The 22,046-nt window shown below is 60.7% G+C and carries 19 protein-coding genes and 2 tRNA genes; 6 read left to right on the top strand and 15 right to left on the bottom strand.

Going from position 1 to position 22,046, the window contains the following annotated elements; genetic code table 11:
* The first annotated feature begins 1 nt into the window (after position 1).
* The 3 genes from GT571_RS07215 to GT571_RS07205 all read left to right on the top strand — a co-directional run bounded on the left by GT571_RS07215 (position 2) and on the right by GT571_RS07205 (position 1,252).
* A complete protein-coding gene (locus tag GT571_RS07215; RefSeq protein WP_055251893.1) occupies positions 2-223 on the top strand; it encodes a heavy-metal-associated domain-containing protein in 222 nt (73 codons plus the stop codon).
* 138 nt (positions 224-361) lie between these two features.
* On the top strand, positions 362-631 hold the full coding sequence (locus GT571_RS07210; protein ID WP_229066831.1) for a metal-sensing transcriptional repressor: 270 nt from the start codon (positions 362-364) through the stop codon (positions 629-631).
* A gap of 147 nt (positions 632-778) precedes the next feature.
* Complete coding sequence (locus GT571_RS07205) at positions 779-1,252, top strand: hypothetical protein (protein WP_161156335.1); 474 nt, start codon at positions 779-781, stop codon at positions 1,250-1,252.
* 133 nt (positions 1,253-1,385) lie between these two features.
* On the opposite strand, the gene GT571_RS07200 is transcribed toward GT571_RS07205, so the two are convergent.
* From GT571_RS07200 to gltB, 5 genes are all read right to left on the bottom strand, one after another.
* On the bottom strand, positions 1,386-2,783 hold the full coding sequence (locus tag GT571_RS07200) for an amidohydrolase family protein (protein ID WP_240136169.1): 1,398 nt from the start codon (positions 2,781-2,783) through the stop codon (positions 1,386-1,388).
* A 267-nt stretch (positions 2,784-3,050) separates the two neighbouring features.
* On the bottom strand, positions 3,051-4,121 hold the full coding sequence (locus tag GT571_RS07195; RefSeq protein ID WP_161156331.1) for a hypothetical protein: 1,071 nt from the start codon (positions 4,119-4,121) through the stop codon (positions 3,051-3,053).
* Positions 4,122-4,320: 199 nt separating this feature from the next.
* Positions 4,321-5,028 carry a hypothetical protein gene (locus GT571_RS07190; RefSeq protein WP_161156329.1) on the bottom strand — a complete coding sequence of 236 codons (708 nt, stop codon included), beginning with the start codon at positions 5,026-5,028 and terminating at the stop codon, positions 4,321-4,323.
* Positions 5,029-5,389: 361 nt separating this feature from the next.
* Complete coding sequence (locus GT571_RS07185; RefSeq protein WP_161156327.1) at positions 5,390-6,871, bottom strand: glutamate synthase subunit beta; 1,482 nt, start codon at positions 6,869-6,871, stop codon at positions 5,390-5,392.
* A gap of 5 nt (positions 6,872-6,876) precedes the next feature.
* Positions 6,877-11,574: a glutamate synthase large subunit gene (gene gltB, locus GT571_RS07180; protein ID WP_161156325.1), complete on the bottom strand. Its 4,698-nt coding sequence runs from the start codon at positions 11,572-11,574 to the stop codon at positions 6,877-6,879.
* 624 nt (positions 11,575-12,198) lie between these two features.
* Between gltB and gpmA the strand changes: the two genes are divergently transcribed.
* Positions 12,199-12,972 carry a 2,3-diphosphoglycerate-dependent phosphoglycerate mutase gene (gpmA, locus tag GT571_RS07175; protein WP_117583012.1) on the top strand — a complete coding sequence of 258 codons (774 nt, stop codon included), beginning with the start codon at positions 12,199-12,201 and terminating at the stop codon, positions 12,970-12,972.
* Between the two features lie 75 nt (positions 12,973-13,047).
* Positions 13,048-14,304: an Nramp family divalent metal transporter gene (locus GT571_RS07170; RefSeq protein WP_161156374.1), complete on the top strand. Its 1,257-nt coding sequence runs from the start codon at positions 13,048-13,050 to the stop codon at positions 14,302-14,304.
* Between the two features lie 307 nt (positions 14,305-14,611).
* Here the strand turns inward: GT571_RS07170 and GT571_RS07165 are convergent, their stop codons facing one another.
* From GT571_RS07165 to GT571_RS07140, 6 genes are all read right to left on the bottom strand, one after another.
* Positions 14,612-14,755, bottom strand: a complete 144-nt coding sequence (locus GT571_RS07165; protein WP_055251878.1) for a rubredoxin-like domain-containing protein — start codon at positions 14,753-14,755, stop codon at positions 14,612-14,614.
* Between the two features lie 89 nt (positions 14,756-14,844).
* A complete protein-coding gene (locus GT571_RS07160; RefSeq protein ID WP_055251877.1) occupies positions 14,845-15,348 on the bottom strand; it encodes a flavin reductase family protein in 504 nt (167 codons plus the stop codon).
* A 208-nt stretch (positions 15,349-15,556) separates the two neighbouring features.
* The gene (gene smpB, locus GT571_RS07155; RefSeq protein WP_006235325.1) at positions 15,557-16,027 is read right to left on the bottom strand and encodes an SsrA-binding protein SmpB; all 471 of its coding nucleotides are present in this window, start codon (positions 16,025-16,027) and stop codon (positions 15,557-15,559) included.
* Positions 16,017-16,934 carry a tetratricopeptide repeat protein gene (locus GT571_RS07150; RefSeq protein ID WP_006235324.1) on the bottom strand — a complete coding sequence of 306 codons (918 nt, stop codon included), beginning with the start codon at positions 16,932-16,934 and terminating at the stop codon, positions 16,017-16,019. The genes smpB and GT571_RS07150 overlap by 11 nt, the downstream gene beginning before the upstream one ends.
* A 94-nt stretch (positions 16,935-17,028) precedes the next feature.
* Positions 17,029-17,105 (bottom strand) — tRNA-Glu (locus GT571_RS07145).
* Positions 17,106-17,122: 17 nt separating this feature from the next.
* Positions 17,123-17,196: transfer RNA gene (locus tag GT571_RS07140), tRNA-Gln, on the bottom strand.
* Between the two features lie 266 nt (positions 17,197-17,462).
* On the opposite strand from GT571_RS07140, the gene GT571_RS07135 reads away from it, so the two are divergent.
* Positions 17,463-17,873 carry a hypothetical protein gene (locus tag GT571_RS07135; RefSeq protein ID WP_117564211.1) on the top strand — a complete coding sequence of 137 codons (411 nt, stop codon included), beginning with the start codon at positions 17,463-17,465 and terminating at the stop codon, positions 17,871-17,873.
* Positions 17,874-18,007: 134 nt separating this feature from the next.
* On the opposite strand, the gene GT571_RS07130 is transcribed toward GT571_RS07135, so the two are convergent.
* The 4 genes from GT571_RS07130 to murQ all read right to left on the bottom strand — a co-directional run bounded on the left by GT571_RS07130 (position 18,008) and on the right by murQ (position 22,041).
* Positions 18,008-18,367, bottom strand: a complete 360-nt coding sequence (locus GT571_RS07130; protein ID WP_117564210.1) for an arsenate reductase family protein — start codon at positions 18,365-18,367, stop codon at positions 18,008-18,010.
* Between the two features lie 92 nt (positions 18,368-18,459).
* The gene (locus tag GT571_RS07125; protein WP_161156323.1) at positions 18,460-19,512 is read right to left on the bottom strand and encodes a MupG family TIM beta-alpha barrel fold protein; all 1,053 of its coding nucleotides are present in this window, start codon (positions 19,510-19,512) and stop codon (positions 18,460-18,462) included.
* 117 nt (positions 19,513-19,629) lie between these two features.
* Complete coding sequence (locus tag GT571_RS07120) at positions 19,630-21,060, bottom strand: PTS transporter subunit EIIC (protein WP_161156320.1); 1,431 nt, start codon at positions 21,058-21,060, stop codon at positions 19,630-19,632.
* A 57-nt stretch (positions 21,061-21,117) separates the two neighbouring features.
* Positions 21,118-22,041, bottom strand: a complete 924-nt coding sequence (murQ, locus tag GT571_RS07115; RefSeq protein ID WP_161156318.1) for an N-acetylmuramic acid 6-phosphate etherase — start codon at positions 22,039-22,041, stop codon at positions 21,118-21,120.
* Positions 22,042-22,046: the final 5 nt, after the last annotated feature.

Raw genomic sequence — 22,046 nt, 5'->3', positions numbered from 1 at the left:
CATGCGATTCACAATCAAGACTTCCGGCCTTATGTGCGGCCACTGCGATGCTACTGTCGAGACGGCGCTACTCAACGTGGCCGGCGTGACCGACGCCGATGCCGATCACGAGACCCAGACCGTCCAGGTGGAGTGTGCCGACACCGTGACCGCCGAGCAGCTCGCCGCCGCCGTCGAGGGCGCCGGCGAGAAATTCCACGCCCTGTCCGTAACTGCCGCGTAGCAGACGCTGCCTACTCAATCCTCAGAAGTTGCGGTGAAATACGGACTGTTGTGCCGCCCTAGGCCTTTAAACGGTCCGTATTTCACCGCAACTGACAGGGATATCCGAAAGATCGACCAGAAACGAGGACCCGCCATGATGGCAGACCATAAATCGGTGACCCGCATGCTCAAGACGGCACGCGGCCAGATCGACGGCATCTTGCGGATGGTCGATGAGGACCGCTATTGCGTCGATATTTCCACGCAGCTCATGGCCACGCAGGCGCTCCTCGCGCGCATTAACGCCGACGTGCTCAAGGCGCATATCGAGGGCTGCGTGACTTCGGCAATCGAATCGGGCGACGAAGACCTCAAAGCCGCCAAGCTCGCCGAGATCGAACGCGTCGTCGACAAGCTCTCCAAGTAATTGGGGGCATTGGGGACAGACCGCTTTGCACCGTCTTGGTGTATCGGGGATAGGTACGTTTGCACCACATTGGTGCAGATTAACCTGTCCCCCTTGCTCTAAATCGGGTATAAAGGCGTGCGGCATATCGAATGAAAGGCAATTTGCATGAATGACTTTATGAAGGGTCGCAATGGTGCCGATGAACTCACCATCGTGATGGGTTTTGCCGGCATCGTCATCGCGATGATCGGATCGATAGCCCGCATCCAGTGGCTCAGCTGGATTGCCATCGCCGTAATCGTGATTGGCGTGCTGCGCGGCCTGTCCAAAAATATCGATGCACGTCGCAAGGAGAACGAGGCCTTTGTCGCCGCGACCGCCAATGTTCCCGGCTTGGGCAAGTTCGTCGCCAGCTTGGGCGGCGGCGCTGCAGCGGCTAGCACCTCACGCGCAGCCGGCACCAGCAAGGAAGACTTTGAGCGTGCCAAGCGCACGGCCAAGAAGATGTGGAAGGGTCGCAAGACCACGGCATACCTCAAGTGCCCCAACTGCGGCCAGATACTCTCTGTTCCCAAGGGCAAAGGCAAGATCCGCGTCACCTGCCCCAAGTGCCACGCCAAGATGGAAACCCGCTCCTAGCGCCCGCACGCGGGACAAATTAATCAGGTTTGTTTGTCCCAAATCTTAAGTATTTGTTCGATAAAAAAGCCGAGGCCTCGTGTTGAGACCTCGGCTTTTTTATTATGACAAAGGGACCGTCCCTTTGTCACACCTATGCTACGCCATCGCGGGCGAGCTCCTCGGCAAGCGCTTCGGCAGGCATGTCCATAATCGCGTTGAGCTCGGCGTCCACCTCGGGAATACGCTTCACCTTGAGCTTGCGTACCAGATCACCGCGACACATCACATGTATCGGCTCACGCAGAGCGCACAGGTCGTCGAGCGGATTCTTGCGCGTCACCAAGATATCGGCGGCCTTGCCGCACTCGATTGTGCCGGTCTCGCCGCCCAGCCCCAGCAGCTCGGCGTTGACTTGCGTAGCCGTATGCAGCGCGAAGGCGTTGCTCACGCCGACATACTTGGCAAAATAGGCCACCTCGCGCCACATGTCGTACTGCGTCACGAACGGGCAGCTTGAGTCCGTGCCCAGGCCCACCTTAATGCCAGCTTCCAGTGCGGCACGGGCGCTCTCGATGATGCCCGAGCACACGATGTCGCCGTTCTTCTTTTGTGTATCGGCCGAATGGGTCTTTTCCGGGTCGAGCAATACAAACGGCAGCGCCGGGCTGATCGTGCAGGTCACACTCGGCGCGCGTCCCTCGAGCTGTGTGCCCGCGGCACCGCGATACAGCTCCAGGATCTCGGGCGTCATCGGGGCACCGTGCTCGATCGTGTCGACCCCGGCCTCAAGCGCGGCCTTCACGCCCTCGGTACTCTCGACATGGGCCATGACCGGAAGGCCCATATCGTGTGCCGCCTTGCACGCCGCCGCGGCAACCTCCACCGGCATACGCAGCACGCCCGGCTCGCCCACCTCGGTCGCATCGAACACACCGCCCGTTACGAACAGCTTAATGACGTCGGCACCGCGCGCATACAGGTCGCGCACCTGTTCGGCTGCCTCGGCGGGACTGTTAGCCACCTGGGCGAACAGTCCTGCACCATGGCCGCCCGGCACCGTGACGCCCGTTCCCGGCGCCACCAGGCGAGGACCTTGATACTTGCCGGCATCGATAGCATCGCGCACGGCCAGATCGGCAAACAGCGGGTCGCCTGCACCGCGCACCGTGGTCACGCCGCTTGCAAGCTGCTGCTGGGCGCTACCTTTGAGGATATGGCGCACGATGGCGCGCCCCACGGGATTATCGAGCTTCTTCATCAACGCACCCGCATCGCCCGCCGAAACCGGCTTGCCCGAACCGCACAGATGCACATGCATATTGATGAGGCCCGGCATGAGATACGCACCACCCAGGTCGATAACCTCGGCACCCGCGGGCGCCTGCGCCACAGCACTCGGCCCCATCCATGTGATGACACCGCGCTCAACGGCCACGGCCATGTCGGGCTGCGGCTCCATATGTTCCGAACCATCCAGAACAGTCGCATTGATAAACAACGTGGAACGATCGGCAGACGCCATATCGAGCTCCTCCCTCACGATTAACATGAACATTTGTCCATTATTACCTAGTCCCGCTGGATTGCTGCAGACGCATCGGTTAACGGAGGGAAGAGGGGATGTGGGGGACGTAATACGTTGAGCCCCACCTCAGCAACATCAGGGAAATGTCTCGATCTGTAACAGGTACAGGGTTATTGGGCCCCTTGATGTTACAGATCGAGATATTCGGTCGACGTTTCACCGGCTTGTCTCGATCTGTAACAATTACGAGCTCAAACAACCTCTAAACGTTACAGATCGAGACGAAACCTCTCAGCGCCCATACCACTGGCGTCTCCACTCCTCAGCCAATTCAGCCTGCCGAGGAATACCCGCCAGCCTCATTTTCTCGACCAGCTTCCCCGGGTCTTTGAGTTCGTTAAACGTAAACCGAAGCACCTTATGCCCGAGCATTGTCAGATGAGATTCCCGCTGACGCTCCGCCACGAATGGGTCGACCGACTCCCGACCCTCGCCGTTCTGCAAGGTGTACTTCCCCTTTCCGTCGAGCTCGCCGATGACACACGTCCCGTCCTCGAGCCGCCAAAAATAGTCGACGCGAAACACCTGGCTCGGATCGAGCGGGTCGCGAAACTCCACCTGCAGCTCCGGAACCGGAAAGCCGTACGCAATAAAGAATGCTCGGAACCGAGACTCGCCGCCGTTTTCGGACAGCCCGTCTGCATACGACGCAATCACCTGTGCCCTGCGATACCCTCGCCTGCCCTCGCAATCGGCGCGGAGGCGCTCGCACAAATCCCCACGTGATACGCCTTTCGCCCGCAGTGCAGAATCGGCAATCGCCAACCCATAGGAGAACGGCGCACGCAGCAAGCAATCCTCCGCCGTGCGCCAAAACGACGTCACCCGCACGCCGTCGACGCGCTCGAGCGCGCCCGCCATCTGCGGACGCAACAACCTGCACCCGCCGCTCAACGTCACCGAACAGCAAGTCTTAACAAGGAAACGCGGCCCGAGCAGATCATTCGGCACCTCCAGACCCCACAAAAGCGCCGCGTCATAGCCCCAAAACGCCCAATCGGGATGGAACCCTGCAAGCCCTTTGATAGTCCTCAGTGTTCGCTCCGCCAGCGTCAATGCATCCCAATCATGCTGAAAATAGAACAGATACGGTTCGGGCTCCGCGATATCGTCGGTTCCAACATGGCGTCGTAGCCACATGAGCTCGGTATTGTCATGCGTTGCGAGCAGCGCACCTTGCTTGGCCGTCTCCGTGAGCCGCGCGAGCATCCTATTCCGCGCCAACGTGTTGCGAGTCGCATGTTTGTGTTTGAGAACGGTATTAGACACTTTCATCACCACCACGTCAGACAAATGGACCATCGCAGCTGTTGCCTCCGCTGGCAAATGTCTTGATCTGTAACAGGAAGACAGTCCTTGAGCCTCTAGTTGTTACAGAACAAGATCTTTCGGCAGCCGCCAACCTTCCGTCTCAATCTGTAACAGTTACGGGCCCAAACAGCCGCCAAACGTTACAGATTGAGACAAAGTCAGGGCAGCAGGGCGACACCAGTCACATCCCCTACTCCCACTCCTGCTCGTAGATGTTGAGCGACTTTACGTAGCGCCCCTGGGCGCCCATGATGTCGCGGACCAGGCGCAAAAAGAAGCTGATGCACGAGGTGTCGAAACCGTCCTCGAGGTCCTCGGGATGCACCGCGCCTGGCCCGTCGACCGCCGTGTCGCACAGGCGCGCGATATCATACAGGTAGAGCTGCCCCGCCGTCAGCCAGACATCGTCGACGCACGCGAGTCGCACCGCAATCGCACCATCGTTCCAGTGCTCCTTTTGCACGATATGTGGGTCGTAGACGTCAAAGCGACGATCGGTGCGCGTGTCCTTCAGCACGACCATGCCAGTCGCGGGATCCTTGTCCAAAATGCCAAAGCGCGAGAAATACTGCGTGTCACGTACCTGCTTAAGTCGCCCGAGCGAAGCAGGAGAAATTGACGCTGCTGGCTCGTCCACATACAGATCCAACAGCGTCTTGCCGTGGTAATAGGGGCGCTCAAACAGCAGCCAATCGGTAAACGCCATGTTGTAGGCCATGATTTCGTTTTGAGATGGTTCCTCGCAATAGTTGAGCCACGGATCGACGATAATCTCGAACTGCTCGCACGCCGGCTCCAGGAATTGAAACTTCCGCAGCATCCAAAAGTGAGCCATGTCGGCAATATCGTTGCCAACGGCTTCGGCTAGCTGCGCTCGGTCTAAAGCGTGGTCAGTCATGGCATCCTCCTCAAACTGATGGACCTCAATTTGAGCTTACGAGGAGGGTGGGCAGCCACGACCAGCACGGGCAAAATAGGCCTCCGGCTGCAAACCAGATACTGACCAAACACTTGACGAAAAGCTTGACCGGAAATGCGCACCGCAACAAAACCGCAGGTTAACATAGACGGCCAACCCGCCCTTTTGAGCCAGATACCCGCAGCCACCACAGAAACAACAGGTGACCACAGCCCAAAAAGTCGACAAATGAACACCCGCACGTCAGCAAACGAACAAATCGTTCGAAGGCGCGCAAAGAGTGTCCCCAACGACTAGACAAAAAATGACCAGTCATTGGGGACGTTCTTAAATGACTACTTTACAGCTCCAGCGCGTCGGCGACTTCGGCAGCGCAGGACAGGGCGTCGGCCATAGCGTTCACCACGAGCGAGCTGCCGTTGCGGGCGTCACCGGCCACATACACCGGCGCGGCATCGGCGGCGACACCCTCCGTGCGAGCCGCGAGGTGCGAGCCCTCGGCAGCCATCACCGGCAGCGGACGACCAGCGGTGGCAACAGGCACACTCACCGCATCGAATACGACATGCTCAGGACCCGTAAAGCCGCAGGCGATGAGCACCAGCTGCGCCGGTACCTCGTGCTCGGAGCCCGCGATGCGCTCGGGCTTTCCCGCCGACCAATCCAGGTCAACCACGCGCAAGCCCGCGGCAGCACCCTTCTTGTCCAGCAGCACCTCGAGCGTATCCACGCCCCAAGCACGCATCTCGCCGCCCATGGCAGCGATGGCCTCCTGCTGACCGTAATCGGTCTTCTTAACGTTGGGCCACTGCGGCCAGGGGTTGCTCGCCGCGCGCTTATCGGGCGCAGCCGGCAAGAATTCAAACTGGCGCACGCTGCGCGCGCCTTGACGCACGGCGGTACCCACGCAGTCGTTTCCAGTATCGCCACCGCCAATGACCACAACGTCCAGGCCGCGCGCGTTCACCGCGGGCTCGCCGCCATCGAGCACCGAGACGGTCGAAGCCGTCAGGTAGTCCACGGCGTACACCACGCCGGGTGCATCCACATTCGTAGCCGAAAGACCGCGGGGCGCACGAGCACCGGCAGCCACCACAACGGCGTCAAAGTCATCGAGCTTGGCGGCAACCTTGGGATCGTTCACATCGGCGCCCAGCTCGAACACAATGCCCAGCTCGCGCATGAGCGCCACGCGACGCTCGACCACGGACTTCTCGAGCTTCATGTTGGGAATGCCGTACATGAGCAGACCGCCCGGGCGGTCGTCGCGCTCAAACACCGTCACGCGGGCGCCACGACGCGCAAGCTCCCATGCTGCCACCAGACCAGCAGGACCGGAGCCCACCACGGCAACCGTGGGTGCGCCCTCCCCTGCCGGCTCAAAGCGACGCGGACCGCCATTTGCCCACTCATGGTCGCTGATCGCACGCTCGTTGTCATGGATCGTCGTGGGCTGACCATCGACCGAACCCAGGTTGCACGCGGCCTCGCATAGCGCCGGGCACACGCGACTCGTGAACTCGGGCATGGGCGAGGTGAGCGACAGGCGCTCGGCAGCCTCGTCCCAGCGGCCGCGATACACCAGCTCGTTCCACTCGGGAATCAGGTTGTGCAGCGGACAGCCGCTCGGACGTGCTTTGCCAAAGCTCGCGCCCATCTGGCAAAACGCCACACCGCACATCATGCAGCGGCTCGCCTGGGCACGGCGCGCATCGTCGTCGAGCTCCACGTACAGCGGATCGAAATCGCGGCTGCGCTCCTCCACGGGGCGTAGCTCATGGGTCACGCGATCGATATCAAGAAAAGCACCGGGCTTACCCATGGCACTTACGCCTCCTTCTTGGTCGAAGCAACAGAGCTGGCGGCCGCGGACGCAGCACCCGCAGCACCGCCCGCAATATCGAAGCGAGCGACATCCGCGGCGCTCGCGCGACCGGTCACAATGTCAAACGCCAGTTCCTCTGCCTGCGCATGTGTCTTGCCGGCAGCCTCGCTCGCAGCGACAATCGCCAGCACACGCTCGTACTCGGTCGGAATGACCTTCACAAAGTGCTTGTTCATCGTCTCAAAGCTGTAGAGCAGCTTGATGCCGCGTGGGCTCTGTGTCGCGTCCACGTGCTCCTGGATGAGCTCGCGAATCTGCGCCAGCTCGCCGGCCGTCGGGGCCTTGAGCTCAACGCTCTCGTAGTTCACGCGGGCATCGAGCGTGCCGTACTGGTCAAAGACATAGGCCACGCCGCCCGTCATGCCGGCGGCAAAGTTCTGCCCGACCTCGCCCAGGATGAGCGCCAGGCCGCCCGTCATGTACTCACAGCCGTGGTTGCCGCAGCCCTCGACCACCACGGTGGCACCGGAGTTGCGCACGCCAAAGCGCTGGCCGGCCAGACCGTTAATGAAGCCGCGTCCGCTCGTAGCGCCAAAGAACGCAACATTGCCCACGATGATGTTCTCGTCGAACTTGTAGGTCGCATGCGGGTTGGGGCGCACCGACACCTCGCCGCCCGAAAGGCCCTTGCCAAAGTAGTCGTTGGCGTCGCCGCACACGTTGAGCGTAATGCCGCGCGGCAGGAAGGCGCCAAAGCTCTGACCGGCCGAACCGTCGCAGTCGATGGTGATGGAGCCGGCGGGCAGGCCCTCGGGATGCGCCTTGGTCACCGCGTTGCCCAGGATGGTGCCCACGCAACGGTTGACGTTGGCGATATCGGCGCGGAAGCGAATCGGGCGCAGGTGCGCGCGAGCGTCGGCCGTGTAGGGCACAAACAGCGTGGAGTCGAGCGTCTTGTCGAGCTCGCTGTCCGCGGCCATCTGGGGCAGGAAGTGACGGCCGTCGGCACCCGGGATGTGGGCACCGAACTCGCAGGTCGCGCTTGCCAGCACGGGCGTCAGATCGAGCAGGTTAGCCTTGCGGTTGCCCGGGACCTCGATCTGGCGCAAGCACTCGGGATGGCCGACCATCTCGTCGACGGTGCGGAAGCCCAGGCTCGCCATGACCTCGCGCAGTTGCTCGGCAACAAAGAGCATAAAGTGCTCGACGTGCTCGGGCTTGCCGCGGAAGCCGCGACGCAGGCGGCAGTTTTGCGTGGCGATGCCGGCGGGGCAGGTATCCTGCTGGCAGTCGCGCTGCATGAGGCAGCCCATCGAGATGAGCGGCATGGTCGCAAAGCCAAACTCCTCGGCGCCCAGCAAGCAGGCGACGGCAACGTCGGTGCCGTCCATGAGCTTGCCGTCGGCCTCGAGCACCACGCGCGAGCGCAGGCCGTTTTGCAGCAGCGTCTGCTGGGCCTCGGCAAGGCCAAGCTCCAGCGGCAGACCCGCATGCCAGATAGAGTCGCGCGCAGCGGCACCCGAGCCGCCATTGTGACCGCTGATCAAGATCTTGTCGGCAGCACCCTTGGCCACACCGGTGGCGATGGTGCCGACGCCCGCCTCGCTGACCAGCTTGACCGACACGCGTGCGCCGGGGTTGGCGTTCTTAAGGTCGAAGATGAGCTCGGCCAGGTCCTCGATAGAGTAGATGTCGTGGTGCGGCGGAGGCGAGATCAGGCCGATGCCGGGCGTGGACTGACGGACCTCGGCAATCCAGGGGTAGACCTTCTTGCCGGGCAGGTGGCCGCCCTCGCCGGGCTTGGCGCCCTGGGCCATCTTGATCTGAATCTCGAAGGCGCTGCACAGGTAGCGGCTCGTCACGCCAAAGCGCGCGCTTGCCACCTGCTTGATGGCGGAGTTCTTGGAGTCGCCGTTAGCCAGCGGGGTCTCGCGACGCGGATCCTCGCCGCCCTCGCCGGAGTTGGAACGGCCGTGCAGGCGGTTCATGGCGATGGCCATGCACTCGTGTGCCTCTTTGCTGATGGAGCCGTACGACATGGCGCCGGTGTTAAAGCGGCGGACGATGTTGAGCGCGGGCTCGACCTCGTCGAGCGAAACCGGCGTGCGGCCGCTGGCATCAAAGTCGAGCAAGTCGCGCAGACGCACGGCACGGCCGGTGCGGTGCAGGCGGGCGCTGTACTCCTTAAAGGTGTCGTAGCTGTCCTCACGGCAGGCGGTCTGCAGCAGGTAGACGGCCTGGGGGTCGATGAGGTGTTCCTCGCCGCCGAGCGGGCGCCACTTGGTCAGACCCAGCGTGGGCAGCTGATCGGGAGCCGGGCTCTTAAGGATAGCGAGCGCGGCGTCGTAGCGCTCGTTTTGCTCGCGCTCAACGTCCTCGACGCCCATACCGCCCACACGGCTCACCGTGCCGGCGAAGTACGCGTTGACGAACTCCGGCGTAAAGCCCACGGCCTCGAAGATCTGCGCCGAATGGTAGCTCTGCACCGTGGAGATGCCCATCTTGGACATGATGGAGACGATGCCGGCAGTCGCAGCCTTGTTGTAGTTGGCGATGCCCTGCTCGGCCGTCACGTCCAGGTCGCCGTGTGCCGCCAGATCGCGGATGCACGCATGTGCGTTGTACGGATAGATGCCGCTCGCGGAGTAGCCCACCAGTGCCGCAAAGTCGTGCGGAGACACGGCGTCGCCGCTCTCCACCACGATGTCGGCAAAGGTACGCACGCCGGCGCGGATCAGGTGGTTATGCACGCAGCCCACAGCGAGCAGCGACGGCACGGGCACCTCGCCCGCAGCGGCACGATCGCTCAACACCACGATGTTCACGCCATCGCGGACCGCAGCCTCAACGTCCTCTGCAAGCTGTTTGAGCGCAGCCTGCAGCGCGCCCTCGCCGGCATCGCGGCGGTAGACGGCACGGAAGCGACGGGTCTTAAAGCCAACACGGTCGATGGCACAGATATGCTCGAACTCTTCATCGTTGAGCAATGGGCGCTCCAAGCGCACCAGCTGACAGGCCGTGCGGGAATCCTCGAGCAGGTTGCCGTGGTTGCCCAGGTAGAGCGTGGTCGAAGTCACCATGTGCTCGCGCAAGGCATCGATCGGAGGATTCGTGACCTGAGCGAACAGCTGATAGAAGTAGTCAAAGAACGAACGCGTCTTCTTGGACAGGCAGGCCAGCGGTGCATCGATGCCCATCGAGGCGAGCGGGGCCTTGCCCTGCTGGGCCATGGGACGCACGACCTCGTCGACGTCATCCCAGTGGTAGCCGAGCTTGGCCATACGCACGGCGGCGGGCACCTCGGCGTCCTCGGCGGACGCGGGCGCGGCGGGCTCATCGAGCGCGTCGACGGTCAGCGTCTCCTCGGCAATCCAATCACGGTAGGGCTTTTCCTTGGCGTAACGGGCGCGCAGCTCGTCATTGTAGATGACGCGCCCGCGGGCAAAGTCGACCTCGAGCATCTGGCCCGGCCCCAGACAGCCGCTCGTCACGATGTTCTCGGGGCTCACCTCGATGGTGCCCACCTCGCTTGCCAGCATAAAGCGACCGTCGCGCGTCACGTAGTAACGAGCGGGGCGCAGGCCGTTGCGATCGAGGGCGGCGCCCAGGGTACGGCCGTCGGTAAAGGCGATGGCCGCCGGGCCGTCCCACGGCTCCATGAGCATGGACTGGTAGGCGTCGTAGGCGCGGCGCTCCTCACTCAGGCTGTCGTTGTGGTCCCACGGCTCGGGCAGCAACATGGACGCGGCACGCGTGAGCGGGCGACCGTTCATGACCAGGAACTCGAGCACGTTGTCCAGAATCGCGGAATCGGATCCCTCGCGGTTGATGATAGGCATCACGCGCTCAAGATCGTGCTGCAGCACGGGGCTGTACAGGTTGGGCTCGCGGGCGCGAATCCAGTTGACGTTGCCCTTGAGGGTGTTGATCTCGCCGTTATGGATGATAAAGCGGTTGGGGTGCGCGCGCTCCCAGCTGGGCGTGGTGTTGGTGGAGTAGCGCGAGTGGACGAGCGCCACGGCCGTCTTGACGGCGGCGTCGTTGAGGTCGATGAAGAAGCGGCGCATCTGCGTGGCGACGAGCATGCCCTTGTACACGATAGTGCGCGAGCTCATGGAGCAGACGTAGAAGATCTTGTCGCGCAGGGCAAACTCGGCATCGGCCTTCTTCTCGATAGTGCGACGGCACACGTACAGGCGACGCTCGAAGGCATCGCCGGCGGGCGTGTCGTCGGGGCGGCCCAGAAAGGCTTGCAGAATGGTGGGCATGCAGGCGCGTGCCGTCTCGCCCAAGTCGTGCGGGTCGACGGGCACCTCGCGCCAAAAGAGCAGCGGCACGCCGGCCTCGGCGCAGCCCTCCTCAAACACGCGACGGGCATCCTCTACGCCCTTGTCGTCCTGCGGGAAGAACAGCATGGCCACGCCATAGTCGCCCTCTGCCGGCAGAATCTGGCCGCACTTTTGAGCCTCTTTGCGGAAAAAGTGATGCGGAACCTGGAACAGGATACCGGCACCGTCGCCGGTGTTCTTCTCGAGTCCCGTACCGCCGCGGTGCTCCAAGTTGACCAGAATGGACAGTGCATCGTCCAGAATCTGGTGATGGCGCTCACCGTTGATATCGGCAAGCGCGCCGATGCCACATGCATCGTGGTCGAATTCTGGGCGATAAAGGCCCTGCTGCTGAGCGGAATCTGCCTGCATCGCGATCCTCCCCTAGATATTTAGACAGTCAGTTGAATAGGCATAGTAGGGGCATCGGGGCGTCGTTGTGTTTCCCGCCCGTTTCGAAACAATCGCGTAACGCACACCGACCATCAACGTCTTGCTATCAAACATGTACGTCAGCCCCCAAACATGTCGAAATTTGACATCTTTGGAGGCTGACGTACACGTTTTAGTGCAGGGACAGCCGGCACATATGCATCTGGCCCCTTTGAATCATTCTGGAAACAAGGGCCATGCGGACTTTTGCATGATGGGGCTCGACACAGCAGGCCTCAAGGGCGGCAACAAGACGCCCAAGTTCGGCCTGTAAGCTCACCGCTTCAAACATCTCAATCTGTAACAGGAAGACCCAATTTTGGCGCCTAGATGTTACAGATTGAGATTTTCTGCGGGACGGTTTTAGTTTGTCTCGATCCGTAACACCTAGGCCCAATTTCCATCCCTAGTTGTTACAGATCAAGACAGTTCGCAGCCCCCCTTCATCATCCTATTCAAATACAACAATTTTGTTAGTCTTGGTTAACTTTTAAGCTTAAAACGGGTATCCTTTGCGGCGTCAAGCAAACGGCACGCACACCGTGCCAGATCAAGGAGGCCCCTATGGCGCACCGAGCAGACCGACAGACAATGCAACTTGTCCTTATCCGTCACGGAGAATCCGAGTGGAACAAACTCAACCTGTTCACCGGCTGGACCGACGTAGAACTCACCGACACGGGCCGCGAAGAAGCCGCAGCAGGCGGTCGAGCCCTCAAAGAAGCGGGCTTCGACTTCGACGTCTGCTACACCTCGCGTCTCAAGCGCGCAATTCACACCCTCGACATCGTGCTCGGCCAAATGGATCGCGAGTGGTTGCCCGTCATCAAATCCTGGAAGCTCAACGAGCGCCACTACGGAGCGTTGCAGGGTCTCAACAAGGCCGATGCCGCAGCGGAGCACGGCGACGAGCAGGTGCTCATCTGGCGCCGCTCCTTCGATGTCTGCCCGCCGGCACTCGAGCCGGACGACGCGCGCGATCCCCACACCCAGGAGCAATACCGTGATGTCGCGCCCGATCAGCTGCCCTATACCGAGTGCCTCAAGGACACGATCGCCCGCGCCTGGCCTTATTTCGAAGACGAGATTCGCCCCCAGATGCTCGCCGGCAAGCGCGTACTCATCGCCGCACACGGCAACTCCCTGCGCTCACTCGTCATGAAGCTCGAGCACCTCACGCCCGAGGAGATCCTCAAGGTCAACATCCCCACCGGCGTGCCGCTCGTCTACACCTTCGACACCGATTTCAACGTCCTCGACAAGCGCTACATCGGCGACCCGGCGACCATCGCCGCCAAGATCGACGCCGTGGCCAATCAGGGCAAAGCGCACAAGTAGCCCCAACCCAAAACCGACGCGTGGCGCCGCACGGCCCAGATGCGACGTCACGCCGCCCATACACAGGAGCGCACCATGCTCAACCATCTCAAACAACACTTTGGCTCCCGACGCACCGGCGGTCACGGAGGACTCGACATCGCACGGCATATCGGCCCCGGATTGCTCGTGACCGTCGGCTTTATCGACCCGGGCAACTGGGCCTCCAATATGGCCGCGGGCTCGCAGTTTGGCTACGCGCTGCTGTGGATCGTCACGCTGTCCACGATTATGCTGATCGTCTTGCAGCACAACGCGGCGCACCTGGGCATCGCCACGGGCGCCTGCCTTGCCGAGGCCACGACCCGCTTTCTCCCCCGCTTCGTTGGGCGCACGGTGCTCGCCAGCGCCTACCTCGCGACCATCGCCACCGCCATGGCCGAAGTCCTGGGCGGTGCGATCGCGCTTCAAATGCTCTTTGGCCTGCCCGTACGCGCCGGCTGCGTCATCGTCGCGGCGGCATCGATTGCCATGCTCATGACAAGCTCCTACAAACGCGCCGAGCGATGGATCATCGCCTTCGTGGGCGTGGTAGGACTTTCGTTTTTGGCCGAGCTTGCACTAGTCAACGTCGACTGGCCGCAAGCCGCCACAAGCTGGATCACACCCCGTATGCCCACCGGCTCGGCCGCGATTATCGTAAGTGTCCTAGGCGCGGTCGTTATGCCCCACAACCTCTTCCTGCACTCCGAGGTCATCCAATCCATGCACTTCGAAGGCCAAGGCGAGCAGGTTATCGAAGAGCGTCTGCGCTATGAGCTCTTCGACACGCTCTTTTCGATGGGCGTGGGCTGGGCGATCAACTCGGCCATGGTCATCCTGGCCGCAACGACCTTCTTTGCGCACGGCATTGTCGTAGACGACCTCGCCGTCGCAGCGGCCACGCTCTCCCCCATCTTGGGCCCGGCGAGCTCGACCATCTTTGCGGTAGCGCTGCTGTTCGCGGGACTATCGAGCAGCGTGACAGCGGGCATGGCGGCGGGAACCATCACCGCGGGCATGTTCGACGAGGAATACGACATCCACGACCGACATTCCTCGGTCGGGGTGGCGGCCTGTTTCGCCGGAGCAGTGGCGGCGTGCCTGGTCGTTCCAAATCCTTTTGAAGGTCTCATCTGGAGTCAGGCACTGCTGTCGCTTCAGCTGCCGATTACGGTCTTTGTGCTCATACGACTCACCAGTTCACGCCGCGTCATGGGCAAATACGCCAATTCGCGCCCGCTCAACGCGCTGCTTGTAGGGATTGGTGCCATCGTGACGATTCTCGATGTCGTGTTGTTGACAGGGATGTAATGGGACGGGGCACCTACCCAGGCAAACGTCTCGATCTGTAACATCTAGACCCGCTTTTGATGTCTAGATGTTACAGATCGAGATCATTCCGAGGGACAGCTCCGTTTGTCTCGATCTGTAACAGGAAGACCCGTTTTGAGCCGTTAGACGTTACAGATTAAGACAAAAGGTCGGCCGGACTCACAACAGACAGGATCGGCCAACAGCAACCGTGATCCCTTGGGGGCGGAGGAAAAGGGCCCCGGCCGAGAATTCGACCGAGGCCCTTGGACAGAGCTATGTTCGGCTTTCGCCGTGTGTCTGCGAGCTACTCCTCGACGAGCTCAAACTGATCGGGACCGACGCCACACACCGGGCACACATAATCCTCGGGCAGCTCGGGCGTATCGACCTCAACCTCGTAACCGCAAACGACGCACACGAACTTATACGTCTTCTTCTCCTCAGCCATGATGTTCTCCTCTCAAACGCAACTGGTGATGTACTTCATTTATCAGTATAGATTCTTAATAATATAATGCAAGTATTTTTAAAACATTTCTAACCTTGATACGAGGACGCCTTCGGAGGCGTCTTGCCCTTCAGGACCTTATGGTAGTAATCGTAGGTGAGCGGCGTCTCGTCACTCAAGCGCTCGGCATCCTCGACCTCGCCGATAAACAGTAGATGCGTGCCAACATCCACAGTGTCGATCAAATGGCAGCTAAACAGGGCCGCCGCGTGCTCGGGCACATAGGGCATGCCCAGAGCCGTCTCGCGGGTCTCGTATTTAGCAAACTTGTCATAATCGCTGCTGGTGCGGAACCCAAAGTTACCGATGTAGAGCATGTCGGCGGTCTGATCGATCACGGTCAGCGCGAACGCTTTGGCCGAAGCGATGACGCCCGAGGTGACGTTGTCCTTGTTCACGGCAACCGAAATGCGCGGCGGCATGGACGTCACCTGCACCGCAGTGTTGATGACGCAGCCGGCGCGCAGCCCGTCTGCCGCGGCGCTCACCACGTACAGACCGCTCGGCATGGTAAAGAACGCAGTTTTGTCCATAACAATCACTCCCCTAACGCGGGTTGGAACCTCATGGATGTATGTACCCACAAAAAAGGCGGCGCCCACAACGGACACCACCTTTGAGACATATGTGTCAAAACAGTATAAGCAAGATGAGACGCCCGCAGTTGCGGTGAAATAAGGACTGAATAGCCCCTCAAACAGGCAAAACAGTCCGTATTCCACCGCAACTTATACAGAACGCCTAGCGATTGCGCTCCTTGAGGGCGCGGTCGATCTCGCGCTGGACATCGCGCTTGGCCATATCCTCGCGCTTGTCGTAGAGCTTCTTGCCGCGGCCTAGGCCCAGCAGCAGCTTTACGCGGCCGTCGGTATTAAAGTAGAGCTCCAGCGGCACCAGCGCATAGCCGCGGTTGCGAAGTTTGCCGTCAAGAAAGTCGATCTCCTTGCGGTGCAGCAGCAGACGGCGCCGACGGTCGGGATCGCGATTCCACACGCCACCATGACTATAAGGGTGGATATGCAGGCCGACGAGCCAGCACTCCCCACCACGAATCAGTGCGAAGGTATCGGTAATCTGGCACGCGCGCTCGCGAATCGACTTGACCTCGGTACCGCTCAGCTCAATACCGCACTCAAACGTCTCATCGATAAAGTACTCGTGATGTGCCGAGCGATTCTTGGAAATGAGTTTGCGCTCGCGCTTACTGGGCATCGCCGGCCTCCTTGGCGCCATCGGCGTTTGAGCCCGCAGCCTCGCGCTTTGCCTTGCGCTCGGCATTGAGCTCGGCATCGCTCTCGCGCACCAGTTTGATAATCGCCGCGCAGGCCTCCTCGCCCACCAAGTCGCGAGCACGTACCGTCAGGCGCGTCGCCTCCTGCTTGTCGCCGTCGCTTGCAGCATCGGTCGCGCACATAATCAGGCAGATGGCAATCTCGGCCGAAGGCGAGGTCGGCACGCCTTGCAGGGCCAGTTCACCCATCACGTGGTCGTCGCTCTCATCGGCGGCATCCGGATAGGTGGTATGGATCTTGTTGAGCAGGCGCGTCGTATGCGCATCGTTGGGCGCCAGGCGCAGCGCCAGACGCGCGCAGCCCACGGCAGCCGAAACGTTCTCGGTCTCGGGCTCCAAGAAGTACTGACCTAGATTGGCGTAAGCGCGGGCGGCGCACTTGCCATCGCTTGCACGCTCCAGCACCGAGAACGAGAGCGATGCCCATTCCTGCTTGTCCTCGAGAGCGCGGAACAGCTCGGCCAGATCCAGGCGGTAGTTGCAGTTCATGGGGTCCCAGCGCACGGCCTGCATCAAGGCGTTGCGAGCACTCACATAATCCTGCTGGCGAATGTAGGCAAACGCCATGTCAGAGTACAGGCGGTCAAACGGCACCTCGACCTGCACGAGCTCGCGCGGATCCTTCTCCACGCGGCGATAGGCCAAGCGCTCAAACTTGCTATCGAAGCTAAAGTATTGACGCTTCTCCTCCGTCTTGCACTCAGCGTCGATATACTCCTCGGCGAGCTCCACCAGACGCTCCAGCAGCGGCGTCGCCGTAGCCAGGTCGCCCTGCGCCAGATAGTTCTCGGCATACGTGATGTCTTGCAAGCTGATGGGCAGATCCATGGCTACTCCTCGATCTGAGCGAAACACGGCAGGCGCCGTATATACGGTTAATACACAAAACCCGGGTCTCTTACGAGGCCCGGGCGTTCAATTTTGGTAGCCCGTACCAGATTCGAACTGGTGATCTCCGCCTTGAGAGGGCGGCGTCCTAAACCGCTAGACGAACGGGCCATATGTAGCAAATGCAATGGCTGGGATGGAGGGAGTCGAACCCCCATTGACGGAACCAGAATCCGCTGTCCTGCCATTAGACGACATCCCAATGACTGCATCGCTGCGCTCGGCTGTGCCTTTGCGCAAGAAAGAAATATACGGGAAGTCCGGCCGTGACGCAAGCCCCAATTTTGACTTTTTTGAAATTCAGTCAAATACGGCCGACACGTGAAGGACCTGTGAAGTCGACCGCTGCACACGAAGGGCAAAACGCCGCGAGCGGTAGCCGTCAACCGTTGGCAGATTCTACCGCGAAAACGATAGCACCAGGCAACACAATCGAAGTATCAATGATCACGTAGATATCGAGGCGCCATGGACGAAGAGCTTGATTACCTATGGGAGACCCTGGGCCTCGAGATCACTGCTGACCTTTGGCCCGAACGGGACAAAATCCATCCCACTCTGCGCCCCGCCATCACGGTGATGCAGGCAAAATACCGCCGTGCATCCTTTTTGATCATGCGGATGTCATGGCACGCGGGACTCCCCGACCTTAAGCGAATCCAGGCAAGCCTCGTCGAGCTGTCCGGTATGCCGACCGTCATATCCGAGGCGCACCTGGAGCAGCGCCAGCGCGAGCGACTGCAACAGCAGCGGATCCCCTTTATCTGCCCCGGCGTTCAGGCATATCTGCCCTTTATGGACGAGGAGTACTGGAGCGGCAAGCCCAACAAGCACGTAAAGGTCTACGATCCGCACGAATGGGCGCAGTTGGAGGACTGACTGGGGCAAGCCTGCCGGCGGAAAGTGCGTCCCAGATTTCAAGCTCAAACTGGTCCCCACTTTCCCATCGAGCCCTCAACCGGAAACCGTATCCCGTAATCGAAGCTCAAAACGGGTCGCACTTTCCGCAGCCGCTACAGCAACGCCTCGACCCAAGCCGATTCCCTAAAGCCGGGAATCGCAAAGTCGTCGCCCACCAACAGCGGACGCTTAACCAGCATGCCGTCGGTCGCCAGCAGCTCGTAGCACTCCCGATCCGTCATGCCCGCATCTAGACGCGCCTTCAGGCCCAGCTCTCGATATTTCATGCCCGACGAATTAAAGAAGCGCCGCACCGGCAGTCCCGAACGAGCAATCCAGGTCGCAAGCTCATCAGCCGTGGGATTGTCCAAAACGATATCGCGGTCGATATACTCTACCCCGTGTTCGTCCAGCCATGCCTTGGCCTTCTTACAGGTCGAGCACTTGGGATATTCAACAAACAGTACGGTCATGGGAATCCTCCGAATATAGATCGGCCAACGCAGGCACACGCCACACGAGGCGCCTTCGTATGATGGGCCAATTGTAGCCCACGGGTCACACGCTAAACGAACCGTACCCCGAATCCGCGTTTGATGAACGGCAGCAGCTCCATTGCCTCGGGCGTGATATGGCCCGCAACGTTCATGCGCTCGTCACCGGGAAGATCGACCCGCGCAATCTCAAGCTCGCCTTCGTAGCGCCCATATCCGCTATTGCTCACAGCGATCGACCCCGCCTTTCGCGGCAGGCCGGCTCCGGCATCCGTCGGCACGGAATCCGGCTTATGCGTCGTACGTGACTCCTGAGACCTAAAGATGAGGGTGCTCGAGTCGGGCCGGTCGTGATGAATCTGCCCGCGCACATAGGCATAACCGGGCTCAAGCTCGCATTGCAGGTCCACGTATCCGGCGGAAACTTGAGCAAACTGCGCCCAGCCCGCATCGGAAAGATCGGGGTCGCCGACCAACACAATGTCGCAATCGGCGCCATGTGCAAGCTCAAGCATATTGAGAGCAACCTTTGACGCGCGACCGCGCTGCGCCTCGACCGTCGGCAGTCCCTCGAATACCGGCCCGCGAACGTTGGCATCACCCGGCACAAAAGCCATGATTTCGAATCCAAGCGCCGCAAGACGAAGATTCACCCGAGCAATGTCCTCCAGAGCTAAACCGGTATAAGGCTTGGGGTAAAAATTGTGGCAGGCGGCAAAACGAGTCACATCGGCACCGGCCTCACGCCACGATGCGATTTCATCAGAACTCACCGTCGATGCATTGACCACTATGCGAAATACACCGGACAGCTCCGCGACCCGTTGGGCGCTAAAGCCATAGTCCAAACGAAGGTATTCCAACCCCAGATCGCGCAGGTCCTCGATGCGCTCAAGCCCGAGCAAATCGCACGTGCGCGGCCCCACATCGGCGATGAGCGCAATGCCGCGGGCGGAGAGCAGCGACAGCACATGACGGACCTTATCGGCATACGCCGCTCCCCCATCCTCGGGAATATGCAGTGAGGTGAACGCGTAGCGCGCACCCGCCGCGGCACCACGCTCAATCGTCCGCTCAATATCCTGCAAAGGGCTGGAAAGATAAATCGAAATACCCGTTTTCACGCTACAACGCTCCTTTAAAAAAGGCCGGCGGAGCAGTTAGCCCCGCCGGCACAACCATAGCATCAAGAAATCTGCCGCGCGCCGCGAACCCCGAGCAACACGGCTCGCGATATCAAACTACTCGCCAAAGAACTCATTGATCTTCTGCTCGTCGACGCCAAAGAACCACGTCAGGACAAAGCCGGCGGCATAGGCAAGCAGCATAGCGGCAACGTAGCCGAGCTGCTGGCCAGGAACGACGATCAGCAGGCCAAACAGACCGGAAACGCCCTGAGAAACCGTGCCGATGTGAAGCAGCGCCGCGAGCGCGCCGCCAAATCCGGCACCCAGGCAGGCCGTCACAAACGGACGAACGAGCGGCAGCGTAACGGCATACATCAGAGGCTCGCCCACACCCAGGATTCCAACGGGAATGGACTCTGCGACGTACTTCTTGAGCTTGGCGTTCTTGGTCTTAAAGTACAGCGCCAAACCGGAACCGACCTGGCCGCCGCCAGCCATCATAAGGATGGGGAGCAGGTAATTGATGCCCTTGGTAGCGCCGTCGGGATCGTTGAGCATAGCGTGGATCGGCGTGAGCGCCTGATGCAGGCCGACGGAAACCAGCGGCAAGAAGCCTGCCGACAGGATATAGCCGCCCAGGACGCCCAGCTTCTCGAAGATAAAGGTCAAAACGCTAAAGATGGCAGTCGTCAGCCATGCGCCAACCGGCTGGATGACGAGCATCAGAGCAAAGGCGCCGATGATGAGCACCAGCAGCGGGGACAAGAACGTGTCGAGTGCGTTGGGCATAACTTTGCGAATCTGACGCTCCATCCAGGCAAAAAATGCGCCAGCGATAAGAGCCGCGATCATGCCGCCCGCTGCGGGGTTGTACTGCGCATTGGTGAGCGGCAGCAGAATGGCAGCGGCAGGATCAGCCGCACCAGGCGCAAGCAGGGGCATGGCACTGTTGGCAATACACATCATGCCGGCGATGCCGCCCAGCGCAGCGGAGCCGCCAAACTCACGTGCCGCGTTATAGCCCACCAAGATGGGCAGATAGGCAAACAGGGCCCAGCCCATGGAACGAATGCCCTGGTACCACCACTCGCCTGCAAGCGCGCCTGCCGTCGAGACGTTAATGACGTTGCAGATACCGTTGATGAGGCCAGCCGCAATGATGCCGGGAAGCAGGGCAACGAAGACATTGGAAATCTTCTTGAGGAAGGCCTGAACCGGCTTGGACTCGTACTTTGCCTTCTGCGCGGCCTTGTTTGTGGCCGCAGCGTCAACCACGCTCTCGTCGGCAACGCCTTTCGCAAGGCCGGTGAGCTTGGAGAACTCCTCGAGCACCTTATTCACCTTGCCCGGACCCAGCACGATCTGCATCGTGTCGTCCTCGACCAGGCCCATCACGCCGTCGAGTGCCTTAATGCCCTCCGCGTCGACGCTGCCCGTGTCTTTGACGGTCACGCGCAGGCGCGTCATGCACGCCGCGTTTGCCAGCACGTTGTCTTTACCGCCCAAAAGGTCCAGCAGCTTTTGAGCCAGCTCTTTGTTCGTCATAACTCCTCCTTGTATTGGGTATCTCGTCTGGATGTCATATCAGCTCACGCCGCGCACCTATTGGGCGTCGGCATTGCTCTTCTCATGGCCACTCACCGCAGCACGGACATGGCCTCGCGCCCGCTCAAGAGCTACCGCAGCCTGCTCGGCATCGCAGTCCAACAGTACCGAGACAATAGCGGTTTTTACATGGCCGCCGGCATCTGCAAGCGCCTGAACGGCGCGCTCGCGCGTGCAGCCGGTCGCCTCCATCACGATGTTCTGGCCGCGCACCACCAACTTCTCGTTCGTCTGCTGCACATCGACCATCAGGTTTTGGTATACCTTGCCGATCTTGACCATGGCACCGGTCGAAATCATGTTGAGAATGAGCTTTTGAACCGTTCCCGCCTTGAGCCTCGTTGAGCCGGTCAGCACCTCGGGACCGGGCACGGGCTCAATGGCAAGATCTGCGCTCTCCCCGATCTTCGACCCTTGGTTGCAGGCAATTGCAATGGTCTTGCACCCAGTTGCCTTGGCGTACGCAAGGCCGCCCACCACATAAGGAGTACGGCCGCTTGCCGCCAGGCCAACGACAAGATCCTTGTCCGAGAGTCCACGCTCTCGCAGGTCGTTCGCGCCAAGCTCATCGCTGTCTTCGGCACCTTCGACAGCCTTGATAAACGCCGTCTCGCCTCCGGCAATGAGCCCGACAATCAGATCGGGTGACACGCCAAACGTGGGCGGACACTCCGAAGCGTCGAGTACGCCCAGACGACCGCTGGTGCCTGCGCCCATGTAAAAGACGCGCCCGCCGCGCTCGAGTGCCTCAGCAGCCCAGTCGATTGCTGTGGCAACCTGGGGCAACACTTTCGTGACCGACTGGACGGCACGAAGATCCTCATCGTTCATCGTCGTGACGATTTGCAGCGATGTCATCGTATCGAGGTCCATTGACCTTTGATTACGCTGTTCGGTCGTGAATTTTGTTAAATCGAGCATTTCAT

Origin of the sequence: Collinsella aerofaciens, assembly GCF_009876115.1 — a bacterium.
In the GTDB taxonomy this organism is placed as follows: Bacteria; Actinomycetota; Coriobacteriia; order Coriobacteriales; family Coriobacteriaceae; genus Collinsella; species Collinsella aerofaciens_N.
This window is presented reverse-complemented; position numbering and strand designations above follow the sequence as displayed.

Excerpts from the sequence above, each read along its gene's own strand:
- GT571_RS07215 (WP_055251893.1), top strand. The coding sequence starts at position 2 with ATGCGATTCACAATCAAGACTTCCGGCCTTATGTGCGGCCACTGCGAT.
- GT571_RS07210 (WP_229066831.1), top strand. The coding sequence starts at position 362 with ATGGCAGACCATAAATCGGTGACCCGCATGCTCAAGACGGCACGCGGC.
- GT571_RS07205 (WP_161156335.1), top strand. The coding sequence starts at position 779 with ATGAATGACTTTATGAAGGGTCGCAATGGTGCCGATGAACTCACCATC.
- GT571_RS07200 (WP_240136169.1), bottom strand. The coding sequence starts at position 2,783 with ATGTTAATCGTGAGGGAGGAGCTCGATATGGCGTCTGCCGATCGTTCC.
- GT571_RS07195 (WP_161156331.1), bottom strand. The coding sequence starts at position 4,121 with ATGGTCCATTTGTCTGACGTGGTGGTGATGAAAGTGTCTAATACCGTT.
- GT571_RS07190 (WP_161156329.1), bottom strand. The coding sequence starts at position 5,028 with ATGACTGACCACGCTTTAGACCGAGCGCAGCTAGCCGAAGCCGTTGGC.
- GT571_RS07185 (WP_161156327.1), bottom strand. The coding sequence starts at position 6,871 with ATGGGTAAGCCCGGTGCTTTTCTTGATATCGATCGCGTGACCCATGAG.
- gltB (WP_161156325.1), bottom strand. The coding sequence starts at position 11,574 with ATGCAGGCAGATTCCGCTCAGCAGCAGGGCCTTTATCGCCCAGAATTC.
- gpmA (WP_117583012.1), top strand. The coding sequence starts at position 12,199 with ATGGCGCACCGAGCAGACCGACAGACAATGCAACTTGTCCTTATCCGT.
- GT571_RS07170 (WP_161156374.1), top strand. The coding sequence starts at position 13,048 with ATGCTCAACCATCTCAAACAACACTTTGGCTCCCGACGCACCGGCGGT.
- GT571_RS07165 (WP_055251878.1), bottom strand. The coding sequence starts at position 14,755 with ATGGCTGAGGAGAAGAAGACGTATAAGTTCGTGTGCGTCGTTTGCGGT.
- GT571_RS07160 (WP_055251877.1), bottom strand. The coding sequence starts at position 15,348 with ATGGACAAAACTGCGTTCTTTACCATGCCGAGCGGTCTGTACGTGGTG.
- smpB (WP_006235325.1), bottom strand. The coding sequence starts at position 16,027 with ATGCCCAGTAAGCGCGAGCGCAAACTCATTTCCAAGAATCGCTCGGCA.
- GT571_RS07150 (WP_006235324.1), bottom strand. The coding sequence starts at position 16,934 with ATGGATCTGCCCATCAGCTTGCAAGACATCACGTATGCCGAGAACTAT.
- GT571_RS07135 (WP_117564211.1), top strand. The coding sequence starts at position 17,463 with ATGGACGAAGAGCTTGATTACCTATGGGAGACCCTGGGCCTCGAGATC.
- GT571_RS07130 (WP_117564210.1), bottom strand. The coding sequence starts at position 18,367 with ATGACCGTACTGTTTGTTGAATATCCCAAGTGCTCGACCTGTAAGAAG.
- GT571_RS07120 (WP_161156320.1), bottom strand. The coding sequence starts at position 21,060 with ATGACGAACAAAGAGCTGGCTCAAAAGCTGCTGGACCTTTTGGGCGGT.
- murQ (WP_161156318.1), bottom strand. The coding sequence starts at position 22,041 with ATGCTCGATTTAACAAAATTCACGACCGAACAGCGTAATCAAAGGTCA.